At 35.2% G+C, this 17,169-nt stretch carries 17 protein-coding genes; 10 read left to right on the forward strand and 7 right to left on the reverse strand.

Annotated features, from left to right (window positions below; translation table 11 throughout):
• Positions 1 to 59 precede the first annotated feature (59 nt).
• The 4 genes from KORDIASMS9_RS15905 to KORDIASMS9_RS15920 all read left to right on the forward strand — a co-directional run bounded on the left by KORDIASMS9_RS15905 (position 60) and on the right by KORDIASMS9_RS15920 (position 4,667).
• On the forward strand, positions 60 to 743 hold the full coding sequence (locus KORDIASMS9_RS15905; RefSeq protein ID WP_114903789.1) for a hypothetical protein: 684 nt from the start codon (positions 60 to 62) through the stop codon (positions 741 to 743).
• Positions 740 to 2,407, forward strand: a complete 1,668-nt coding sequence (locus KORDIASMS9_RS15910) for an ABC transporter substrate-binding protein (RefSeq protein WP_114903790.1) — start codon at positions 740 to 742, stop codon at positions 2,405 to 2,407. The genes KORDIASMS9_RS15905 and KORDIASMS9_RS15910 overlap by 4 nt, the downstream gene beginning before the upstream one ends.
• Positions 2,408 to 2,416: 9 nt before the next feature.
• Positions 2,417 to 3,166: a sulfite exporter TauE/SafE family protein gene (locus KORDIASMS9_RS15915; protein ID WP_114903791.1), complete on the forward strand. Its 750-nt coding sequence runs from the start codon at positions 2,417 to 2,419 to the stop codon at positions 3,164 to 3,166.
• A gap of 193 nt (positions 3,167 to 3,359) precedes the next feature.
• Positions 3,360 to 4,667: a polysaccharide lyase family 7 protein gene (locus KORDIASMS9_RS15920; RefSeq protein WP_114903792.1), complete on the forward strand. Its 1,308-nt coding sequence runs from the start codon at positions 3,360 to 3,362 to the stop codon at positions 4,665 to 4,667.
• 177 nt (positions 4,668 to 4,844) lie between these two features.
• Here KORDIASMS9_RS15920 and fahA read toward each other — a convergent pair whose 3' ends face one another.
• Complete coding sequence (gene fahA, locus KORDIASMS9_RS15925; protein ID WP_114903793.1) at positions 4,845 to 6,134, reverse strand: fumarylacetoacetase; 1,290 nt, start codon at positions 6,132 to 6,134, stop codon at positions 4,845 to 4,847.
• A gap of 122 nt (positions 6,135 to 6,256) precedes the next feature.
• On the opposite strand from fahA, the gene glyA reads away from it, so the two are divergent.
• Positions 6,257 to 7,531, forward strand: coding sequence for a serine hydroxymethyltransferase (gene glyA / locus KORDIASMS9_RS15930; RefSeq protein ID WP_114903794.1), 1,275 nt, complete (start codon positions 6,257 to 6,259; stop codon positions 7,529 to 7,531).
• Positions 7,532 to 7,662: 131 nt separating this feature from the next.
• Here the strand turns inward: glyA and KORDIASMS9_RS15935 are convergent, their stop codons facing one another.
• The 6 genes from KORDIASMS9_RS15935 to KORDIASMS9_RS15960 form a co-directional block, all read right to left on the reverse strand.
• A complete protein-coding gene (locus KORDIASMS9_RS15935) occupies positions 7,663 to 8,040 on the reverse strand; it encodes a hypothetical protein (RefSeq protein ID WP_114903795.1) in 378 nt (125 codons plus the stop codon).
• 138 nt (positions 8,041 to 8,178) lie between these two features.
• On the reverse strand, positions 8,179 to 9,741 hold the full coding sequence (locus KORDIASMS9_RS15940) for a hypothetical protein (RefSeq protein ID WP_114903796.1): 1,563 nt from the start codon (positions 9,739 to 9,741) through the stop codon (positions 8,179 to 8,181).
• A gap of 94 nt (positions 9,742 to 9,835) precedes the next feature.
• Positions 9,836 to 10,648 (reverse strand): carboxypeptidase-like regulatory domain-containing protein, encoded by an 813-nt coding sequence (locus KORDIASMS9_RS15945; RefSeq protein WP_162819998.1) that lies wholly within the window; start codon positions 10,646 to 10,648, stop codon positions 9,836 to 9,838.
• 10 nt (positions 10,649 to 10,658) lie between these two features.
• Positions 10,659 to 11,504, reverse strand: coding sequence for a carboxypeptidase-like regulatory domain-containing protein (locus KORDIASMS9_RS15950; RefSeq protein ID WP_240321064.1), 846 nt, complete (start codon positions 11,502 to 11,504; stop codon positions 10,659 to 10,661).
• Positions 11,505 to 11,523: 19 nt separating this feature from the next.
• Entirely contained in the window at positions 11,524 to 12,372 is an 849-nt protein-coding gene (locus tag KORDIASMS9_RS15955) for a carboxypeptidase-like regulatory domain-containing protein (protein WP_114903799.1), read from the reverse strand.
• Positions 12,373 to 12,531: 159 nt separating this feature from the next.
• A complete protein-coding gene (locus tag KORDIASMS9_RS15960) occupies positions 12,532 to 12,816 on the reverse strand; it encodes a hypothetical protein (RefSeq protein WP_114903800.1) in 285 nt (94 codons plus the stop codon).
• Positions 12,817 to 13,047: 231 nt separating this feature from the next.
• On the opposite strand from KORDIASMS9_RS15960, the gene KORDIASMS9_RS15965 reads away from it, so the two are divergent.
• The 5 genes from KORDIASMS9_RS15965 to KORDIASMS9_RS15985 all read left to right on the forward strand — a co-directional run bounded on the left by KORDIASMS9_RS15965 (position 13,048) and on the right by KORDIASMS9_RS15985 (position 17,054).
• Positions 13,048 to 13,848, forward strand: a complete 801-nt coding sequence (locus KORDIASMS9_RS15965; protein ID WP_114903801.1) for a hypothetical protein — start codon at positions 13,048 to 13,050, stop codon at positions 13,846 to 13,848.
• Between the two features lie 6 nt (positions 13,849 to 13,854).
• Positions 13,855 to 14,517 carry a hypothetical protein gene (locus tag KORDIASMS9_RS15970; RefSeq protein ID WP_114903802.1) on the forward strand — a complete coding sequence of 221 codons (663 nt, stop codon included), beginning with the start codon at positions 13,855 to 13,857 and terminating at the stop codon, positions 14,515 to 14,517.
• The gene (locus KORDIASMS9_RS15975; protein ID WP_114903803.1) at positions 14,484 to 15,269 is read left to right on the forward strand and encodes a sensor histidine kinase; all 786 of its coding nucleotides are present in this window, start codon (positions 14,484 to 14,486) and stop codon (positions 15,267 to 15,269) included. The genes KORDIASMS9_RS15970 and KORDIASMS9_RS15975 overlap by 34 nt, the downstream gene beginning before the upstream one ends.
• Positions 15,270 to 15,274: 5 nt before the next feature.
• Positions 15,275 to 15,925, forward strand: coding sequence for a response regulator transcription factor (locus KORDIASMS9_RS15980; protein ID WP_114903804.1), 651 nt, complete (start codon positions 15,275 to 15,277; stop codon positions 15,923 to 15,925).
• Positions 15,926 to 16,202: 277 nt separating this feature from the next.
• Positions 16,203 to 17,054: an aldose 1-epimerase gene (locus KORDIASMS9_RS15985; protein ID WP_162819999.1), complete on the forward strand. Its 852-nt coding sequence runs from the start codon at positions 16,203 to 16,205 to the stop codon at positions 17,052 to 17,054.
• Positions 17,055 to 17,169: the final 115 nt, after the last annotated feature.

Here is a 17,169-nt window from a genome sequence, read left to right on the forward strand (position 1 = left end):
AATTTGCTTTCAGTTGTGTAATTCTATATATTGTAAGAAATTATCACGTAGTATTATCAATGGATTTTTCTAACTTTTTTGATTTTTTTTACGGAATTCTTGCAGGAATTTTTTCAGCACTTTTTATCTCACGATTCATTGAACCGCTGTATGATTCTACAGTTGATGCACTCAATAGTAACAATAGTTTTATTGGAAAAGCGTACAAAAAATACATTTACTTTATTACAAAAATATTTTATTCCAATACGTTACATCCAGCATTACGGCATGAAAACGATGGATATGAATATAAATTATATGTTTCAGAAGGAGTTTTAAAAGCGTACGCTTCACGAATCGTCATCTTACGTCAAAATGTTTTTAAGCGAATTCAGGGCGAAATGGAGCGACTTCAATTTTCTGGCAATACCATTCAAACCTTTTTTAAGGCATATATCAAATCAAAAGATCAAAACTACTTGGTTTGGGAAGAACGATATCTCAGTAATAAAGGCGTTTTGCAAATCAATGCACAGTATAAATTATCTGATACGCACAACAAAGATATCATCGGAAAATCCATTGAGCAAGATGGCGGAAAAATTGTATCGTGTTTGAGTATCATATCGTTCAACACCGTTTACAATACCGTGACACGAATTTCAGAGGTAAATCCGGAAGTCATCAAGTATTTAAAAGCACACCATATTGATCTAGAAACTTTATCGGCTTCGTCGAGAAAATTTATATTTAAATCATGAAAAAAAATTACATTCTTATATTCGTTTTTTTATGCACTTTAGTTGGATTTGCTCAAGATAAAGAAGTCATTCGATTGGGTGTAAAAAAAGCAATTCCCGATGCAGAAACGGAGGATCTGATAGATAGTCGCGATTATAATTATGTAGATGCTTTTGAATATGAAGTCCTCAAATTGCTTAAAAATTATAGTGAAAAAAGTGAACAATATGTAATTGATTTTGTTCCAGTAGAGCAGAGTGCCAAGTCTAAGGAAATTAAAACAGGAATTCATATTGATGCCTTATTGTACACTTTTTCAATCACAGAAGATCGCAAAAAAGATACGATTCATTTTTCTAAACCTTATTTTTTTAACAAAGCTATTGGAGTAATTACTAATAATGAGGATATTGATATTAACAATATTGAAGATTCACAAATTCAAATAGGTGTTGTAGAAGGCACCATTCCACAAGATGAGCTTAACGTATTAAAAGGCAGAAATAATACCAACTTAGTGATTGTACCTTTTAAAAATCATGGAAAACTAATAGAAGCATTGCGATCAAAAAGAATACAAGCCGCCGCAGGAGATGTGAGCAGACTTATTTTTGATGTGAATGAAGGCGATTTTTATTTTGGCGGAAATTTGCCTACCAAACGAGCTAAAGTAAAAGATGGTTATGGAATTGGCATTACGCCGAAAAAACAGGAGTTGAAACGTTTTTTTGATGATTTTGTGACTGTCAACCAAACAGAAATTGAAGATATCGAAGAAAAATGGTTGTCTACGGCCATTGAAGACGCATACCAATCATACTACAATAAAGATAAAAGTAAATTGCAGACATTTATCTATTATTCTATAATTGGAGCTGTATTATTTTTACTAATTACGGGTTTGGTTTTTTATAAAGTCATCACCTCAAAAAACAAAAAAATAAACAAAATAAGTCAAGATCAGCATCATAAAAAACTCAATGAAGTTTTCTCCATATATGAAAAGAAAGGGCGTGCAAATGTCGATGCTGAAGGAATTGCAGAAATAGGAATTCACTTCTTTAAAAATGCTAAAAAAATAACCTATGTAGGTTCAGGAGGTTTTTTAGCAGATCCAGAATTGGGTCCAAAATGGTCAGAAGCATTATATGAATTTTTAGACAAAGAAGAAACCACACTTACGCGAGTTGTAGACTTCCCTGAAATGTGTGTAGATGAAGAAAATGAAATTTCTTTTGATCAAACAGATAATTTTTTTCCTCAAAAGTTGGAAGATCAATATATTTACAGATATTTAAAATGGGTGTGTATACAATATCATTGTTTACAACATTATGAAGATCTAAAAATTCATAATTCAAGAGGTGCAGCTTTGTGGGGTTATGGAATTGTAATTATGATAAAAGATGATAACGAAGTGTTATTCTTTACCACCAATAAAAACACAAAAATAGGTTCAAGTATTCAAGATAAAATCTTAGCTTCACAGATTTACAAAGTAATATCTGATATTGTGGAATTAGGAACTGCCGTCAATGAGGATAAATTCAAAAAAATGTTTTTTATGGAAGATCAACGATTAGTAATCTTAAAAAATAAAATAGACGCTTCAACTCAGCGGAAACTTGATCCTAAATTACTTAAAGAAATAGACAAAACTTGTAGAGATATTGCAGGACTTTAACTTACTTCTATGTGTGATCCACTTATTTACATACTTCTCGGCTTAGCAGTCGGTTATATTGGCGGTTTCGCGGGCATTGGCGGTGGACCGTTTTTAGTCTCATTTCTAGTCTTGTACTGCGGAATGTCACAATTGGCAGCACAAGGAAATGTCTTGACGATGATGTTAGGTCCCATGAGTTTACTCGGCGTCATGTCGCTCTACGGCTACGTAAAACAACAATGGCTCAATATTATAGTGGGCGTCATTGCGTATTGTATTTGCTCGTATTTCGGTGCCATATTTGCCTTTTATATTGGAGAAACGGACTTAAAATACTATTTCGCGGTGTTGTTGATTATCATTGCATTATTACAATTCAAATCTTTTATAAGGAAAAATACAAAAGTGGCCGATAAAGATCATATTTCAGTCTATTGGATTGCATTTTTAGCTGCGTGTACAGGAATTTTAGGTGGTTTGTTCGGTATTGGAGCGGGCGTATTAATGGTTCCGATTTTAATTGGAATCTTCAAACTTAAAAAAGAATATGCACGTGCGTTGAGTTTAGCAATCTTAATTCCACCTGTGAGTTATGGCGCTTTTGTAAAATATAACTTTGAAAATCCTGTCGATTGGCAATTGGTAGGAATTCTTTTTGGAACCTATTTTATCGCAAATTTCTTCGGAGCAAAAATGGGAAGCAAAGTTTCAGGACAAGCATTCACTTTCATTTATGGATTCATCTTACTTTCCATCGCAATTATTTATCTAGTATAAAACCTTCGTCAAAGTTTCAAACGTTGGCTGTTTATATTCAAAAAAATTCTATTCTTTTTTTATTGAAAGAAAAACCCTCTCATTTTTACGGTTTTACTGGAACTCAAGTATCTATAATTGTTGTATAATTGGTAAACCAAAGTGGTTAACCACTTTGGTTTACCAATAAAATAATTAACCATAAACCAAAATCATGAAGTATTTTTTAGTACAACAACATCAAAAATTAGTAAAAATTATCATGCTCATCGCTTTTATGCTGTGCTTTTCATGTCAAACAGACGAATTAGTACAAGTAGAAGAAGAAGCTACTATTGTTGATAACGGAAAAGTTCCACTAACGGCAAAAAACGGTGAAATTATCCCAATTAGCGTTTCTGCCAATGGCGATGACGGAAACGTTCCGCAGAATACACTAGATGGGAATTTAGGAACACGCTGGTCGTCCAACGGCTATAATGGAAAGTATATTACCTACGATTTAGGTTCGGTAAAATCGGTTTCGTCTGTAAAATTAGCTTTCTACAAAGGGAATCAGCGAAAAGCGTATTTTAAAATCAGAGTAGGAACCTCTATTTACAACTTGCAAACGGTTGTAGATAAAAAATCTTCGGGAAGTAGTGGAAACACAACGGGTTTAGAAACCTACACGTTTAATAGTGTAGATGTACGTTATGTACGAATTTCTTGTTTTGGAAATTCTTCAAGCTCTTGGAATAGTATTACAGAAACTGAAATTTATGGCGCTGGCGGAACAGATCCTGGAAACGGTGATTCTCCAGGAGATAATTTAGGATTAACTTCCAACAACTGGAAACTCAACGGATTTACAGGAAGTCCAGGTCCTAATGCAACGTATAGAGACAATGTATTGGCTTCCACAGGAGAAACTTTTGGCACGTATAACGATCCAAATTATTTCTACACTGATGGCGAATGGACGTTTTTTAAATGTTATAGAGGCTTAGGCGGTTCGGAAAATTCTGGAAACCCTAGAGTAGAACTCAGAGAGATGAGCAATGGAAACTTGGCAAGCTGGAATGGCGGTTCAGGAAATAACACCATGACATTTACCGTGAGAGTTGATCGATTGCCACAAGATGCAGACAATAATGGAGGCGTTTTATGTTTTGCGCAAATTCACGGACCTTCCAATACGGTGGATGATGTGATTAGAGTACAATTTATAGGAGATGAAAATCAAACTTCTGGAGGCGTACGAATGAAAATTAGTGGATACATCACAGAAGATGTTCAAGGAAGCAGTCTTATTATTGATAACGGATACCAACTTGATACAAGTTATACTTTTAAAATCTCTTACAACAACGGAGTCGTAAAAGTTTTTGATGGTTCTAATGAGATTTTCTCACAAGCAATTGGTACGAACACTTCTGGAAACTATTTTAAAGTAGGAAACTATCTGCAATCGGTTCAAGGAGCAAGTTATACAGGTTCTCATGGAGTTGTTCGAATTAAAAACTTGAGTATTACACATTAGTCAGCATTAGAAAATCTGACTAGCAAATTGGAAATTCGAGATCGTTATTCGGAGTTTCAAATTTATTTTGAGTTTCCAACTCAGACAGGTATCAAAAACAAAAAGCATCAACCATTACAGTTGATGTTTTTTTATATTTCTTTCAGTCCGAATTTGCAACTCAGACTGTTGTATCTTTTATTTTTTCTTAGGTTGAAACACAGGTAATAACTTTGAAGAAACTTCTCCAAAACCAATACGAACATGCTCGTTTTTACAATGTCCGCGCATGGTTACCGTGTCGCCATCATTGATAAACGTTCGTTCGGAACCATCCTTTAATTTTACAGGGTTTTTTCCTGCCCAAGACAATTCTAACATCGAACCATACGAATCAGGTGTTTTTCCAGAAAGCGTTCCACTTCCCATCATATCACCCGAATTTACGGGACAACCATTTACCGTGTGATGCGTTAATTGCTGAACCATATTCCAGTACATATACTTAAAATTGGAACGTGCAACAATGGTTTCTTCACCATTTTCAGGCGTAATTCCCACTTCCAATTTTACATCGTAACTTTTCTTTCCTGTATATTGTAAATAGTCCATTTGTGGTTTCAATGGCTTCGGCGTTTCCACTCTAAAAGGTTCTAACGCATCCATTGTAACAATCCAAGGAGAAATGGACGATGCAAAACTTTTCCCTAAAAATGGTCCTAAGGGCACATATTCCCACTTCTGAATGTCGCGCGCACTCCAATCATTAAATAAAACCACTCCAAAAATATAATCTTCTGCTTCATCAATCGGAATTGGTTCTCCCAAATTGTTAGCGTCTGTGGTAATGAATGCCATTTCCAACTCAAAATCAACACGTTTTGAAGGTCCAAATACAGGTGTGTCAGCACCAACAGGCAATGTTTGTCCTTGTGGACGGTGAATCGGAATTCCCGAAGGAATAATAGAAGAGCTTCTTCCGTGGTATCCCACAGGAATATGCAGCCAGTTTGGCATCAACGCATTTTCTTCGCCACGAAACATTGTTCCTATATTGGTAGCGTGTTCTATACTAGAGTAAAAATCGGTATAATCGCCAATTTGTACTGGCAATTGCATTTCTATCTCGTCTAAGGTAAAAATTATGGTATTTCTATGTTCGGCATGGTCGCGCAAAGCGGCATTATCAGCATCAAAAATATCGCCAATTCGATTACGCACCAAGCGCCATGTTTTCTTTCCATCTGAAATAAAATCATTCAAGCTATCTTGAAGAAAAATATCATCGGTCAACGGAATTCCGTCAAAATATCCAAGTTGGTGTAACGCACCTAAATCAATGGCAAAATCTCCAATTCGTGTTCCGATCGTAATTACGTCATCTCTCGTAAGAAAAACACCAAAAGGTATATTTTGAATAGGAAAGTCACTATTTGGAGCAACTTCTAGCCAAGTTTTGCGGTTGGGATTATTAGTTGTATCTGGCATAGTTGTGTGGAATATTTATATTTTAAATAATTTTGTTATTTCTATTCAAATATATGAGTTTTCTATATGAGTTATGGAATCTAAATCATATTTTTGGATTTTATTAACATAGAGTGAAAACAATGCAACGCGACGAACAAATTTTTGAATTAATTCAAGCAGAAAAAGAAAGACAAATTGAAGGATTAGAATTAATCGCTTCAGAGAATTTTACCAGTGAACAAGTCATGGAAGCTGTAGGTTCTGTACTCACCAATAAGTATGCAGAAGGCTATCCCGGGAAACGTTATTACGGTGGTTGTGAAGTTGTAGATGAGGTTGAAACCATTGCTATTGAACGCGCAAAAGCGTTGTTTGGTGCTGCATGGGCAAATGTACAGCCGCATAGTGGAAGTCAGGCAAATACGGCTGTTTTTGCAGCATGTTTGAAACCTGGCGATAAAATTTTAGGATTCGATTTGTCGCATGGAGGTCACTTAACACATGGTTCTCCTGTAAACTTTTCAGGAAAATTATACACGCCTTCATTTTACGGTGTAGAGAAGGAGACAGGCGTATTGAATTACGATAATATTCAAGAAATTGCGACGAAAGAACAGCCAAAAATGATCATTGCAGGCGCGTCAGCCTATTCAAGAGATATTGATTTTAAACGCTTTCGCGAGATTGCCGATAGTGTAGGAGCATTGTTATTGGCAGATATTTCACATCCGTCAGGATTAATTGCGAAAGGAATTTTAAACGATCCAATTCCGCATTGTCATATTGTAACGACCACCACACATAAAACCTTGCGTGGACCGCGTGGCGGATTGATTATGATGGGGAAAGATTTTCCAAATCCTTTCGGAATTACACTAAAGAACGGAAAATTACGTAAAATGTCTTCTTTATTAGATGGAGCCGTTTTCCCTGGAAACCAAGGTGGACCGTTAGAACATGTAATTGCAGGAAAAGCAATTGCTTTTGGTGAAGCTTTGACAGATGAGTTTATGCATTACATTCTGCAAGTACAGAAAAATGCACAAGCAATGGCAGCCGCATTTGTAGCAAAAGACTATCATATTATTTCTGGCGGAACGGACAATCACATGATGTTGATTGATCTTCGCAATAAGAATATTACAGGAAAGGAAGCTGAAAAAGCGTTAGGTTTGGCAGATATTACTGTGAACAAAAACATGGTGCCATTTGATGATAAAAGTCCGTTTGTAACGTCTGGAATTCGTGTGGGAACTGCCGCAATTACCACAAGAGGTTTAAAAGAAGATGATATGGAATTAATCGTGGAGTATATCGACGAAGCCATCACACATTTTGAAGATGAAAGACGTTTGGAAAATATTGCTTTTAAAGTAAATACCATGATGTCTGACAGACCTTTGTTTGTTTCGTAATTCGTAATAAAGAAAAAAATTTAGCATATAAAAAACCGTGTAGTTTCTTGAGAATTACACGGTTTTTGTTTTATATCACTGCTGTAGATTGTTTCAAAGAAAATTTAAAAATAACTACATACATTTCGTTCTTATCCTAGTGGGTGAATGCTTAAAAAGCGTAAGACTGTTAATACTAATAAAGCGACTCCTACAATCACTTTAAAAGGCATCAATGCTTTGGATATTTTCACTAGCGAATCTCCAATTTTTGGGACTTGACTTAATACATGTGTTAGTAATAAAATACCCGCAGCAATTGCTAAAAGGTTGAAAATAAAGTGGTCAAAATGTAGCAGGTAATAAATTCCCAATCCAATAATTCCACCACCAATAATCGTAGTGAAAGGCATTAGTTTTTTAGCAATGTCGTTAAAGAAATTGCTTTCTCCATCGAGTTTGTCAAGTGCGGTAATTCCGAGTAAAATTCCTGCGGCGAGGCAGCCAATTTTAAAAATAATTTCAATCATGTCGTTAATTTTAGTGTTTAATTAAATCCTTGTTAGTTAAATAAGACTCTCGAAGATACGCATAAAAAAAGAATCATAAAACAGGAAAGTGCTTTTATGATTCTTTTCGGTGTAGTGTTTGTTTTTTAGTTGAATGTATCAATCATCATCACTAAATGTTATGTTTTGATATGCACCAGCGTCTGAAGGAACAGTTCTCGTAACTCCTAAAGCATCTACAGGAACTTCTTGTGTTGTCGGAATATTTCCAATGCCAATAGCTCCAGAAGCATTGCCAATACGAAAATCTTCCAGTTCTGTATTTCTAAAATCAGCCTCTTGGTTAAAGACATTTTCAGCAAAAATAGAGGTGTCGTTGAAATTGTATAACGGATCGTTGGTGAATCGGTTTTGGAAATCATCAAACTTAATTAAACAGTTGTCAAATTTATAGTTTAATAATATGGAAGAATCATTTGGCACTTGATCAAATAGTAATTCAAGACTATTGCTTCCATCAATGATACAATTGGAAAAATCAGCTTGTATCAAATCGGCAGTAAAATTTGTTTCATTATCAACTTGCAAATAATTATCGAGTAATACCGTTGGAAACGTTCTAAAACTATTATTCCAATAATTGGCAAACGTACAATGCTTAAACGAGTATCTTCCGCCCAAATTACAGTATAAAGAAGATTGTCCAGCATTTCCAATAATGGTATTTTCAGCTTCTACAAATCCTGTTCTAGCCAACAAACCGACAGTTGCACTGTTGTATATTTTAGAGTTATTCAATCGCAACGTCGGATTTTCAGTTCCATCACTATTTTCTGTCAAGATTCCTACAGAAGCATTCTTAATTGTTGCAAAGTTGATACTATTATTGGTGCTTCCATTCGTCAACCAAATCGTTCCCCATTGTCCTGGAACATTGGCAAACGCAGGTTCCAAACGATCGCCTTCAAAGATGACTTCACCTTCGAGTTCTTCCGTGTTGCTCAGTGTTCCGTTGACTTGCAACGAGCCCATATTTCCAACAATTAAACCAGAATTCGCATGAAAATACACACGTGCGCCAGCATCAATATTCAATACTTGATTTTGTCCCACAGCGGCATATCCGTACACAACATACGGTTTTTCATTGGTCCAATTCAGTTCGGAATCTTCCAAGAAGAAGCCTTCTATGCGTGTTTCATTGCCTTCTTCATCTACGCCGAGTAATAAAGTTTCTATCGTTCCGTCATCAAATTGTTGTGGATAGAGAAAAACGGCATCTTGTACCAGCGTGACCAATTCTACTTTTTGTTGATTGCTTCCGTTGTCAAATTCGATCGCATCGGTATATAAAAATTGATTTCCGCCTGAAAAACTATTGATATCAATGGTGGTTTCCACAAAAACAAACATGCTATCATTCGCCAATAATTCTACATTTTCAAACACTTTTCCGGCAACGCCATCCACATTTAAGCGATATCTAGAGTTTTCGCCTTCGCCCAACTGAATTGTGGGAATGAAAATATCGTCGTCCGTTCGGTTGTATACTTTTAAATTGTATGTGCTAGAACCAATGTTGGTAAAAATGGTGTCTAAGTAGACTGTATCTTTTGAAAATTGCAATTGTCCTGAACTCGGAACGGTTACAAAATCTTTTCGGCAAGAACTCCAAAGAATGGCAATGGAAAGAATTAAAAACGTGTATAAAAATTTCTTCATCGGTGTATATTAATTGGTTGATGCCTTTTGCAGACATCGAAAGTTGTAAAAATATAACTTTTTGAAGTTCTTATTATTGTTTCCCAACGTTTATTTAATGCTTTTTCTTAATATTTTGTAGTTTTTGTTTCCATGTATTCTGCAACTTTTGAAAAAAACTTTTCTTTTGTTCTTCAATTGTAGTGATATCTTCTGGATCGACTTTTTCTGGTAGATGTGTCAAAGATTTTGGTTTTATGTAATATCCATAGCCTGTAATCGCTTCAAGTGCAGCTTTAGGTTTTAATATACTATTGTAGATTTCTTTCGAAGCTACTATTGTAATTTCTTGGTTTTCATAGCCGAAATAGGAAATTTGCAACACATCATTTGTTTTTGCTTTTAATGTAAAATTCCCATCAAAATCAGTTAATACTTCGGTTTTTGTTCCTTTAATTTTAATACTTACGCCTGGAAATGGCGTACCAACTTCGTCAATAACAACACCTTTTATCGGTATACTATCTTTTTGATGAATCACACTTTTATTTGGTTGCGAACCGATTTGAAGCGAAATAAAGTTGGAATTCGCAGTAGCTTGCGCTTTACCTGCTTTTTGAAAGCGAATAGGTTCCTGTTGCGAAAATACTGTCAATGGCAACAATAGTGTTGCTGCGTACGACAACCAATGATTGCGTTTTTTCCGATCAGCAATCAGTTTTCGATTCAATTGTGAAACATGAAAACGGCCACATAAATTCCCATGATCGGTAAAATGCTTGATGATTTCTGCGTCACTTTTAGACGTAAAATCAATTACTTCTTTTGTACACACATGGCAAAACTTTCCTTTATCGGTCGCAGACATTTGGTTCCAATCTTCATGACAGGGTTCAGGAATTTGTATGGTAATTTTAGAATGTTTCATAGTAGGTTTCTTAGTTGTTTGAAGCATTTCTCTTTGCTTTGCGTTCCGCTCTTTTTGCACGACGTTTTGCACGTTTTTCCAACCACTTTTTTCTTTGAATAGCAAAATAGTTTTTCGTACGTTTTTTTCGCGCTCTGTCTTCTTCGGTTTCGTAATAATTTGAAGCATACGAAGTACTGTCATTATGCCAATAGCCACCAACAACGACAACTTCTTCTAACGAATTGTTTGGAATCATCTGTATGTCGAATACAAATATATCTGCATTTACTTTAATTTCTTGCGAATCATACCCAATATAACTCACAATCAATACATCTCCAGGTTTTACTTGTATACTATAATTTCCATCAAAATCGGTGGCTTTTCCTCTGCTCGTTCCTTTAATAGCAATGCTTGCAGCAGGTAATGGTATTCCTGTATCGTCTGTGACGGTTCCAGAGATAGTTCTTTGTTTGTCTTGAACTTTTTGTTGAGTTTTTGCTTTTCGCTCTAAAGCACTATACATAGGTAATCGTTTATATGGAATCGTATTTACTTTTGTTGCTTTCACCGTTTTTTTCTCGGTTGAAGTTTTTTCTTGTGAAAATAATGTCATCGGTAATAGAAAGGAAGCTGCATACGACAACCAATGATGGCGTTTTTTTCGGTCAGCAATCAGTTTTCTATTCAATTGCGAAGCATAAAAGCGTCCGCAAGCATGTCCATGATTTGAAACATGTTTGATGATTTCTTCGTCACTTTTTGATGTGAAATCAATCACTTCTTTCGAACAACGGTTACAAAACTTGCCTTTTTCTGTCGCAGACATTTGGTTCCAATCTTCATGACACGGTTTGGTTATTGCTATTTGCATTGCTAAATGTTTTATGTGTTTACTTTTTCGATGCTTTTTCCGCTTTTCTCATCGTCCGTTTTGCACGTCGTTCTGCGCGCTTTTCCAACCATTTTTTTCTTTGGAAAGCGAAATAGTTTTGTGTACGTTGTTCACGTTCAGTGAGTTTTTCTTCTGTTTTACAAGTATACTCACTTTTATATCGCTCATTTGGAGTAGCTACCACAACTGCACCTAACATTTCCAACGCATCAACGACTTCTAACTGCACATGGATAGTAGAAACGGAAATTTTAACTTCTTTTGTTTCATATCCAATATAGGAAATGACCAAAGTAGCTCCTTTTTGCGCCGTTAGTTTGTAATGTCCGTCAAAATCTGTTGTTGTTCCTTTGTAGGTTCCTTTTTGATACACATTTGCGCCAGGAAGTGGCAAACCTGTATCGTCAGTAATGGTACCTTGTACCGTAATACTATCATTCTGTACAGTAACATTTTGAGTTACTTTTCTGTCAAGCGAACTGATGTTTAATGATTTGTAAGTAGGAGCTGCAACTTGTTCCGTTTTAGGATTTTTTTGTTCGGACGATTTTGTTTCTTGCGAAAATAAGGTCATTGGCAACAAAAGCGAAGCGGCGTACGACAACCAATGATGGCGCTTTTTTCGATCTGCAATAATTTTTCTGTTGAGTTGCGTTTCGTGAAAACGTCCGCAGATATTTCCGTTTTTAGAAAAGTATTTTAGAATGGTTTCGTCACTATCTGCGGAAAAATCGACAACTTCTTTAGTGCAAACATGGCAAAATTTTCCTTTATCGGTCGCAGACATTTTGTTCCAATCTTCATGACAGGGTTCAGGAATTTGTAGAATGAGTTCAGGATGTTTCATGATGGCTTGCGTTTAATTTCAATTCAAAAAAAGCATAAAAAACATCATAAAGAAACTAATAATGAGTAAACAGGTATTTTGAATGAGTTAACTTTCACATATATAAAAACTCCTTTACTTCATATAGAAATAAAGGAGTTAACTACTGTACTGTATTGATTAAACTTCTTTTACAATAAAGTTAAAACTACTGGCGACAGGTGTATAGACGCCATCAATGGGTTGAAACACTTGCATGGTAAATCCTCCAGTATACGAATATAACATGTATGATAAGCCTGGTACTTGTAATGTTGGTGATACAACAACTGCTGATTCTCCAGAAACTTTTCCATTGTAATCAATAGTATATTTCTGCTGATTTGAATCATAATTGCAAGTAAATTTACCATTATCTGCATCGAGCACTCCATTTGACGAAACGATTCCTCCGTAATTTGACATAATTTTATAATTTTAAATGATTAATATTTGGTAGGTTTTTTATATCAATTGCTCATTTGGCGCCTTGTAGAACTTTGATATGATTCAAAAGTAGTATCATAAAGAATTATATAAAAGATAGTTTTCACCTGAATTTTTGCACGTATTTAAAGCACGGAAACACGTAGAAATACGCGTGATTAATTATCTTATTTACAATACTTTAGATGTGTAACTTTAAAACAATTTATAATGGCTTTAGAATTAATTGACAATTTTGATCAAATACCATTGGCAGAAGCATCTGTGTTCACAGAAAACTGGCAAAAAGAAAATGTAATTAAAGCATTTTTGTTTCATAAAAATGATATCGAATGTTTGTCACAGCAGACAGATGTTGTAGGTGTCCGTTTTTATATTGGTATTGTTGCGAATGAAAACAGTACTGATGAACCAGATATGATTGTTGTGGGCGTAGATAGTAAAAATAGAGATATTATTTATCCTCCTGAAGAAGCATCTACCAAAACTAAAACCGAAGATGAAGTAAGTGGTGTGTATGATTTTGCATTGCCGTGTCCAAAACTTTGTGATCCAAAAAGTTGCTTATTTGATTCAATAAATTGCTTATCTGATTCAATAAGTACTATAGCTTCAAGTTTTACCACCGAAACCATGAGAACAGTGCAACATTCCACAGAAGATGAGTGTCTTATTGAGTTAGGCGCCATTACTGTAGAAGATGCTATTGAACGTGTAAGTATTTGGCAATGTGACATGAATAAAGAATTAGTGTCCGTATATTTCAATATTGAAGACTTAGATTCCATATTTGAATATTTTGAAAGTGCCAATGCGTTACGTGTGTATTTTGGTTTAGAAAATGGCGTTCATAGAGTGATTCTAATTGGAGCTTCAAATGCAGTAGAAGCGTATTATGAAGACGTTGAAACAGAATATGTATATGTAAATACAGTTGCACCATGTACAGGCAACGGGGAACTTTCATGTGCAGTAAATAGAACGTTATATAGATCCTGCAGTCAATCCTAATTTTTCATGCTCACACAAACTTTTTTAAGAACCATCAGTGAAATTGCACAGTTTTCTCTAGTAGTACCGTTACTAGCGATGCTATTCAGATTCAAGCGTTTTACAAAATTATTTTGGACGTTAGGCATACTACTCATTGTTGCAGCAATCATCTCTTATAGTTCGTATGTGTTATATAAAAATGGTGCTAATAATATGTATTTACTTCATATATATACTGTGTTAGAATACGCACTTTGGAGTCTATTTTATTATCAACTATTTGAAAGTGCGATGGCAAAAAAAATAAATATAGGTTTATTGGTGGTTTTTGTCACGTTTTCGATATTGAACTCCATATATTGGCAACCGTTGGAAATGTATAATTCATACAGCAGGTCAGTAGAAGGCACATTTTTATTATGTATGGCAATTGCTTGGTTTTATAAAGTTTTTGTGAATGGAAAAATTGTTCGCTTGGAAGCACATCCTATTTTTTGGATCAATGCAGGTGTTTTGGTGTATTTTTCAGGTTCGTTTTTATTATTTATTTCTAATAATTTTTTGATGGAATTGACAAGACAAGAGTTTTTTGAAGCTTGGGCATTGCATGGATTGTTTTTAATAATTCACTATCTTTTCATTTCAATAGGAATATGGCTGATCAAACACAAGAAGGAACTTCGTTAATATTATACATTGGCATGCTAGGAATGTTTTTCTTAGCATTAGCTATTGTAGGTTTTGTCATTATATACAAAAGACGCTTGCTCAAACAACAAGTAAAGCTTCAGGAACAAAAAATCATTCATCAACAACAACTTTTACAAAGTGCCGTAAAAATTCAAGATGACGAACGAAAACGCTTTGCAGCAGATTTGCATGATGAAATTGGCGGCGGAATTTCTACCATACTATTAAGTGTAGAACGCATCAAAAATGCACAAGTCGATCAGCCAGAAATGGTGTCAAAATCACAACACATTCGCGATCAATTGAACGATTTGCTACAAAAAGTTCGCGAAATCTCATACAACATCATGCCGCCAACCTTGGAAGATTTTGGGTTGCATGAAGCCATCAGCGATTTATGTTATTCCATTTCAGAATCAAGCGATAAAAAGGTTCATTACGAATGGAAAGGCGACGAAGAACGATTGGATTTCTCACAAGAACTTGCCTTTTATCGCATCATCAAAGAACTCTTGGTCAACGCCGTGAAGCACTCAGAAGCAAACACAATCAGTATTACCATTGAAAATTTAGCAGAAAGTTTTCAACTAATGTTACAAGACAATGGAAAAGGATTTGATGAAGAAAAGCAGCAAAAAGGCGCAGGATTGCGCAACATCAAAGATCGTGCGCTAATTTTAGGCGCTACATTACACATTTCATCAAAAATACAGCAAGGAACGACAGTTCACATACAATTAAACAAATAAAAAGCATGACAAACATTGCATTGGTAGACGATCATTTGCTCTTTCGAGAAGGAATAAAAGCCATCTTTCAAGACGAAAAAGAGATGAAAATTACACTTGAAGCTTCTGACGGGCAAGAATTCTTAGAAGTGTTGCGCAATGCTGTGGTAAAACCAGACGTGCTTTTGTTGGACATTCGCATGCCGAATTTAGACGGATACGAAACGGCAAAAATTGTCTTGGAAAAATATCCCGCAATGAAAATCATCATTCTGACTATGCATGAAGAAGAGCGACATATCATTCGGATGATAGAACTTGGCGTGAACGGATATTTGATGAAAAATGCGAGTCGCAACGAAGTCATCAACTGTATAGAAAGCGTGTTGGAATACGATTACTATTTCAACAATAAAATTACAAGCATCATGCGCAAAGTGATGATGTACAAAGGAAAACGAACCACTACGCACATCATTCACGATTTGACCGAACGTGAAATTGAAGTATTGACACTGATATGTAAAGAATTTACAGCCAAAGAAATAGGAGAGAAGCTTTTTATCAGTTTCAGAACTGTTGAAGGACACCGAAAAAAACTACTTTCCAAGCTCAATGTTCGCAATACTGCGGGTTTGGTCGTATTGGCACTAAAAAACGAAATTGTGAAGATATGATTGGTAATTAGTATTGAGATGTCAGTAGTGTGTATTGAGAAATTTCAAATGTCAATTTTAGTATATTGAAACAAATCGTTTCAAAAAGCAACTAAACAAATTGACGAATAACAAAAGTTAAATGCTACCTGTAGAATTTTAAATTGAAAATGGTATTTTTAGGATCCAAAAATTGAAATATTAGAAACGTCATGCTTCCTCGCAAGGACGTATCAACCAACCAATAACAAAAAAACACGTGTTTCAACTACAAAAACATACTCACATCATAAAAATTTTGAGCGAAAGCGGTAAAGCCTACGCAGCTATAAACTTAAACGAAGGCGGACGCTTGTTCGATTTGAAATTGGATGACAGACCTGTTATTCAAGAACATGAAGATTTTCCATATACCAATTCGTCAGCTTCCGCAATCATGTTTCCGTTTGTCAATAGAATTCAAGATGGAATGTACTCTTTTGAAGGTAAAACATATCAAATTACATGTAATGAACCCTCAAAAAACAATGCGATTCACGGATTGCTCTACACAAGAAAATTTGAAGTCTATAAAAAGCAAGTTTCTGTAAAAGCAGCAATACTCACCTTAAAATATGACTATGACGGAACAACACAAGGATTTCCTTTTCCGTTCGATTTCTTTGTTACGTATACGATTACAGAAAAAACAGCACTCGTAAAAATGAAAGTCATCAACACAGGCAAAAAAACCTTTCCATTTACCATTGGCTGGCATCCGTATTTTACTTCTGAAAATCTATACGAAAGCTATATTGACTTTGATTGTGATGAAGAATACACCACAACCGATGACAGAAGCATTACAAACGGCACAAAACCGCACGAACTCAACATGCCATTTCAATTGAAAAATCATCCTTTTGACACGGCATACACTCTCAAAAATATCAAAATTGGTTTTCATACACCAAGCTACAAACTCACAATAACAGGAAATGCGGCTCAAAATTTTGTACAATTCTTTACGCCAGCAACTAAAAATATCATTGCCATCGAACCCACAGTCGGATTGTCCAATAGTTTCAACAATCACATAGGATTGCAAACATTACTACCGAACAAAACGTATAAAATCGAATGGAATGTTGAGGTGGAAACGAAGAATTGAGATCTTTGTATTAAATAGTAAGAAGTTTCAAACTGTGACTGAGCGCAGTCGAAGTCAAAAAAGTGTATAACTTTCAAAAAGAACAGTTGTAATAGCGACGCGAGAATGTTATTTT

Source organism: Kordia sp. SMS9 (assembly GCF_003352465.1).
In the GTDB taxonomy this organism is placed as follows: Bacteria; Bacteroidota; Bacteroidia; order Flavobacteriales; family Flavobacteriaceae; genus Kordia.

Bases quoted from the DNA above. Each gene is read 5' to 3' on its own strand.
- KORDIASMS9_RS15905 (WP_114903789.1), top strand. From the start codon at position 60: ATGGATTTTTCTAACTTTTTTGATTTTTTTTACGGAATTCTTGCAGGA.
- KORDIASMS9_RS15910 (WP_114903790.1), top strand. From the start codon at position 740: ATGAAAAAAAATTACATTCTTATATTCGTTTTTTTATGCACTTTAGTT.
- KORDIASMS9_RS15915 (WP_114903791.1), top strand. From the start codon at position 2,417: ATGTGTGATCCACTTATTTACATACTTCTCGGCTTAGCAGTCGGTTAT.
- KORDIASMS9_RS15920 (WP_114903792.1), top strand. From the start codon at position 3,360: ATGAAGTATTTTTTAGTACAACAACATCAAAAATTAGTAAAAATTATC.
- fahA (WP_114903793.1), bottom strand. From the start codon at position 6,134: ATGCCAGATACAACTAATAATCCCAACCGCAAAACTTGGCTAGAAGTT.
- glyA (WP_114903794.1), top strand. From the start codon at position 6,257: ATGCAACGCGACGAACAAATTTTTGAATTAATTCAAGCAGAAAAAGAA.
- KORDIASMS9_RS15935 (WP_114903795.1), bottom strand. From the start codon at position 8,040: ATGATTGAAATTATTTTTAAAATTGGCTGCCTCGCCGCAGGAATTTTA.
- KORDIASMS9_RS15940 (WP_114903796.1), bottom strand. From the start codon at position 9,741: ATGAAGAAATTTTTATACACGTTTTTAATTCTTTCCATTGCCATTCTT.
- KORDIASMS9_RS15945 (WP_162819998.1), bottom strand. From the start codon at position 10,648: ATGAAACATTCTAAAATTACCATACAAATTCCTGAACCCTGTCATGAA.
- KORDIASMS9_RS15950 (WP_240321064.1), bottom strand. From the start codon at position 11,504: ATGCAAATAGCAATAACCAAACCGTGTCATGAAGATTGGAACCAAATG.
- KORDIASMS9_RS15955 (WP_114903799.1), bottom strand. From the start codon at position 12,372: ATGAAACATCCTGAACTCATTCTACAAATTCCTGAACCCTGTCATGAA.
- KORDIASMS9_RS15960 (WP_114903800.1), bottom strand. From the start codon at position 12,816: ATGTCAAATTACGGAGGAATCGTTTCGTCAAATGGAGTGCTCGATGCA.
- KORDIASMS9_RS15965 (WP_114903801.1), top strand. From the start codon at position 13,048: ATGGCTTTAGAATTAATTGACAATTTTGATCAAATACCATTGGCAGAA.
- KORDIASMS9_RS15970 (WP_114903802.1), top strand. From the start codon at position 13,855: ATGCTCACACAAACTTTTTTAAGAACCATCAGTGAAATTGCACAGTTT.
- KORDIASMS9_RS15975 (WP_114903803.1), top strand. From the start codon at position 14,484: ATGGCTGATCAAACACAAGAAGGAACTTCGTTAATATTATACATTGGC.
- KORDIASMS9_RS15980 (WP_114903804.1), top strand. From the start codon at position 15,275: ATGACAAACATTGCATTGGTAGACGATCATTTGCTCTTTCGAGAAGGA.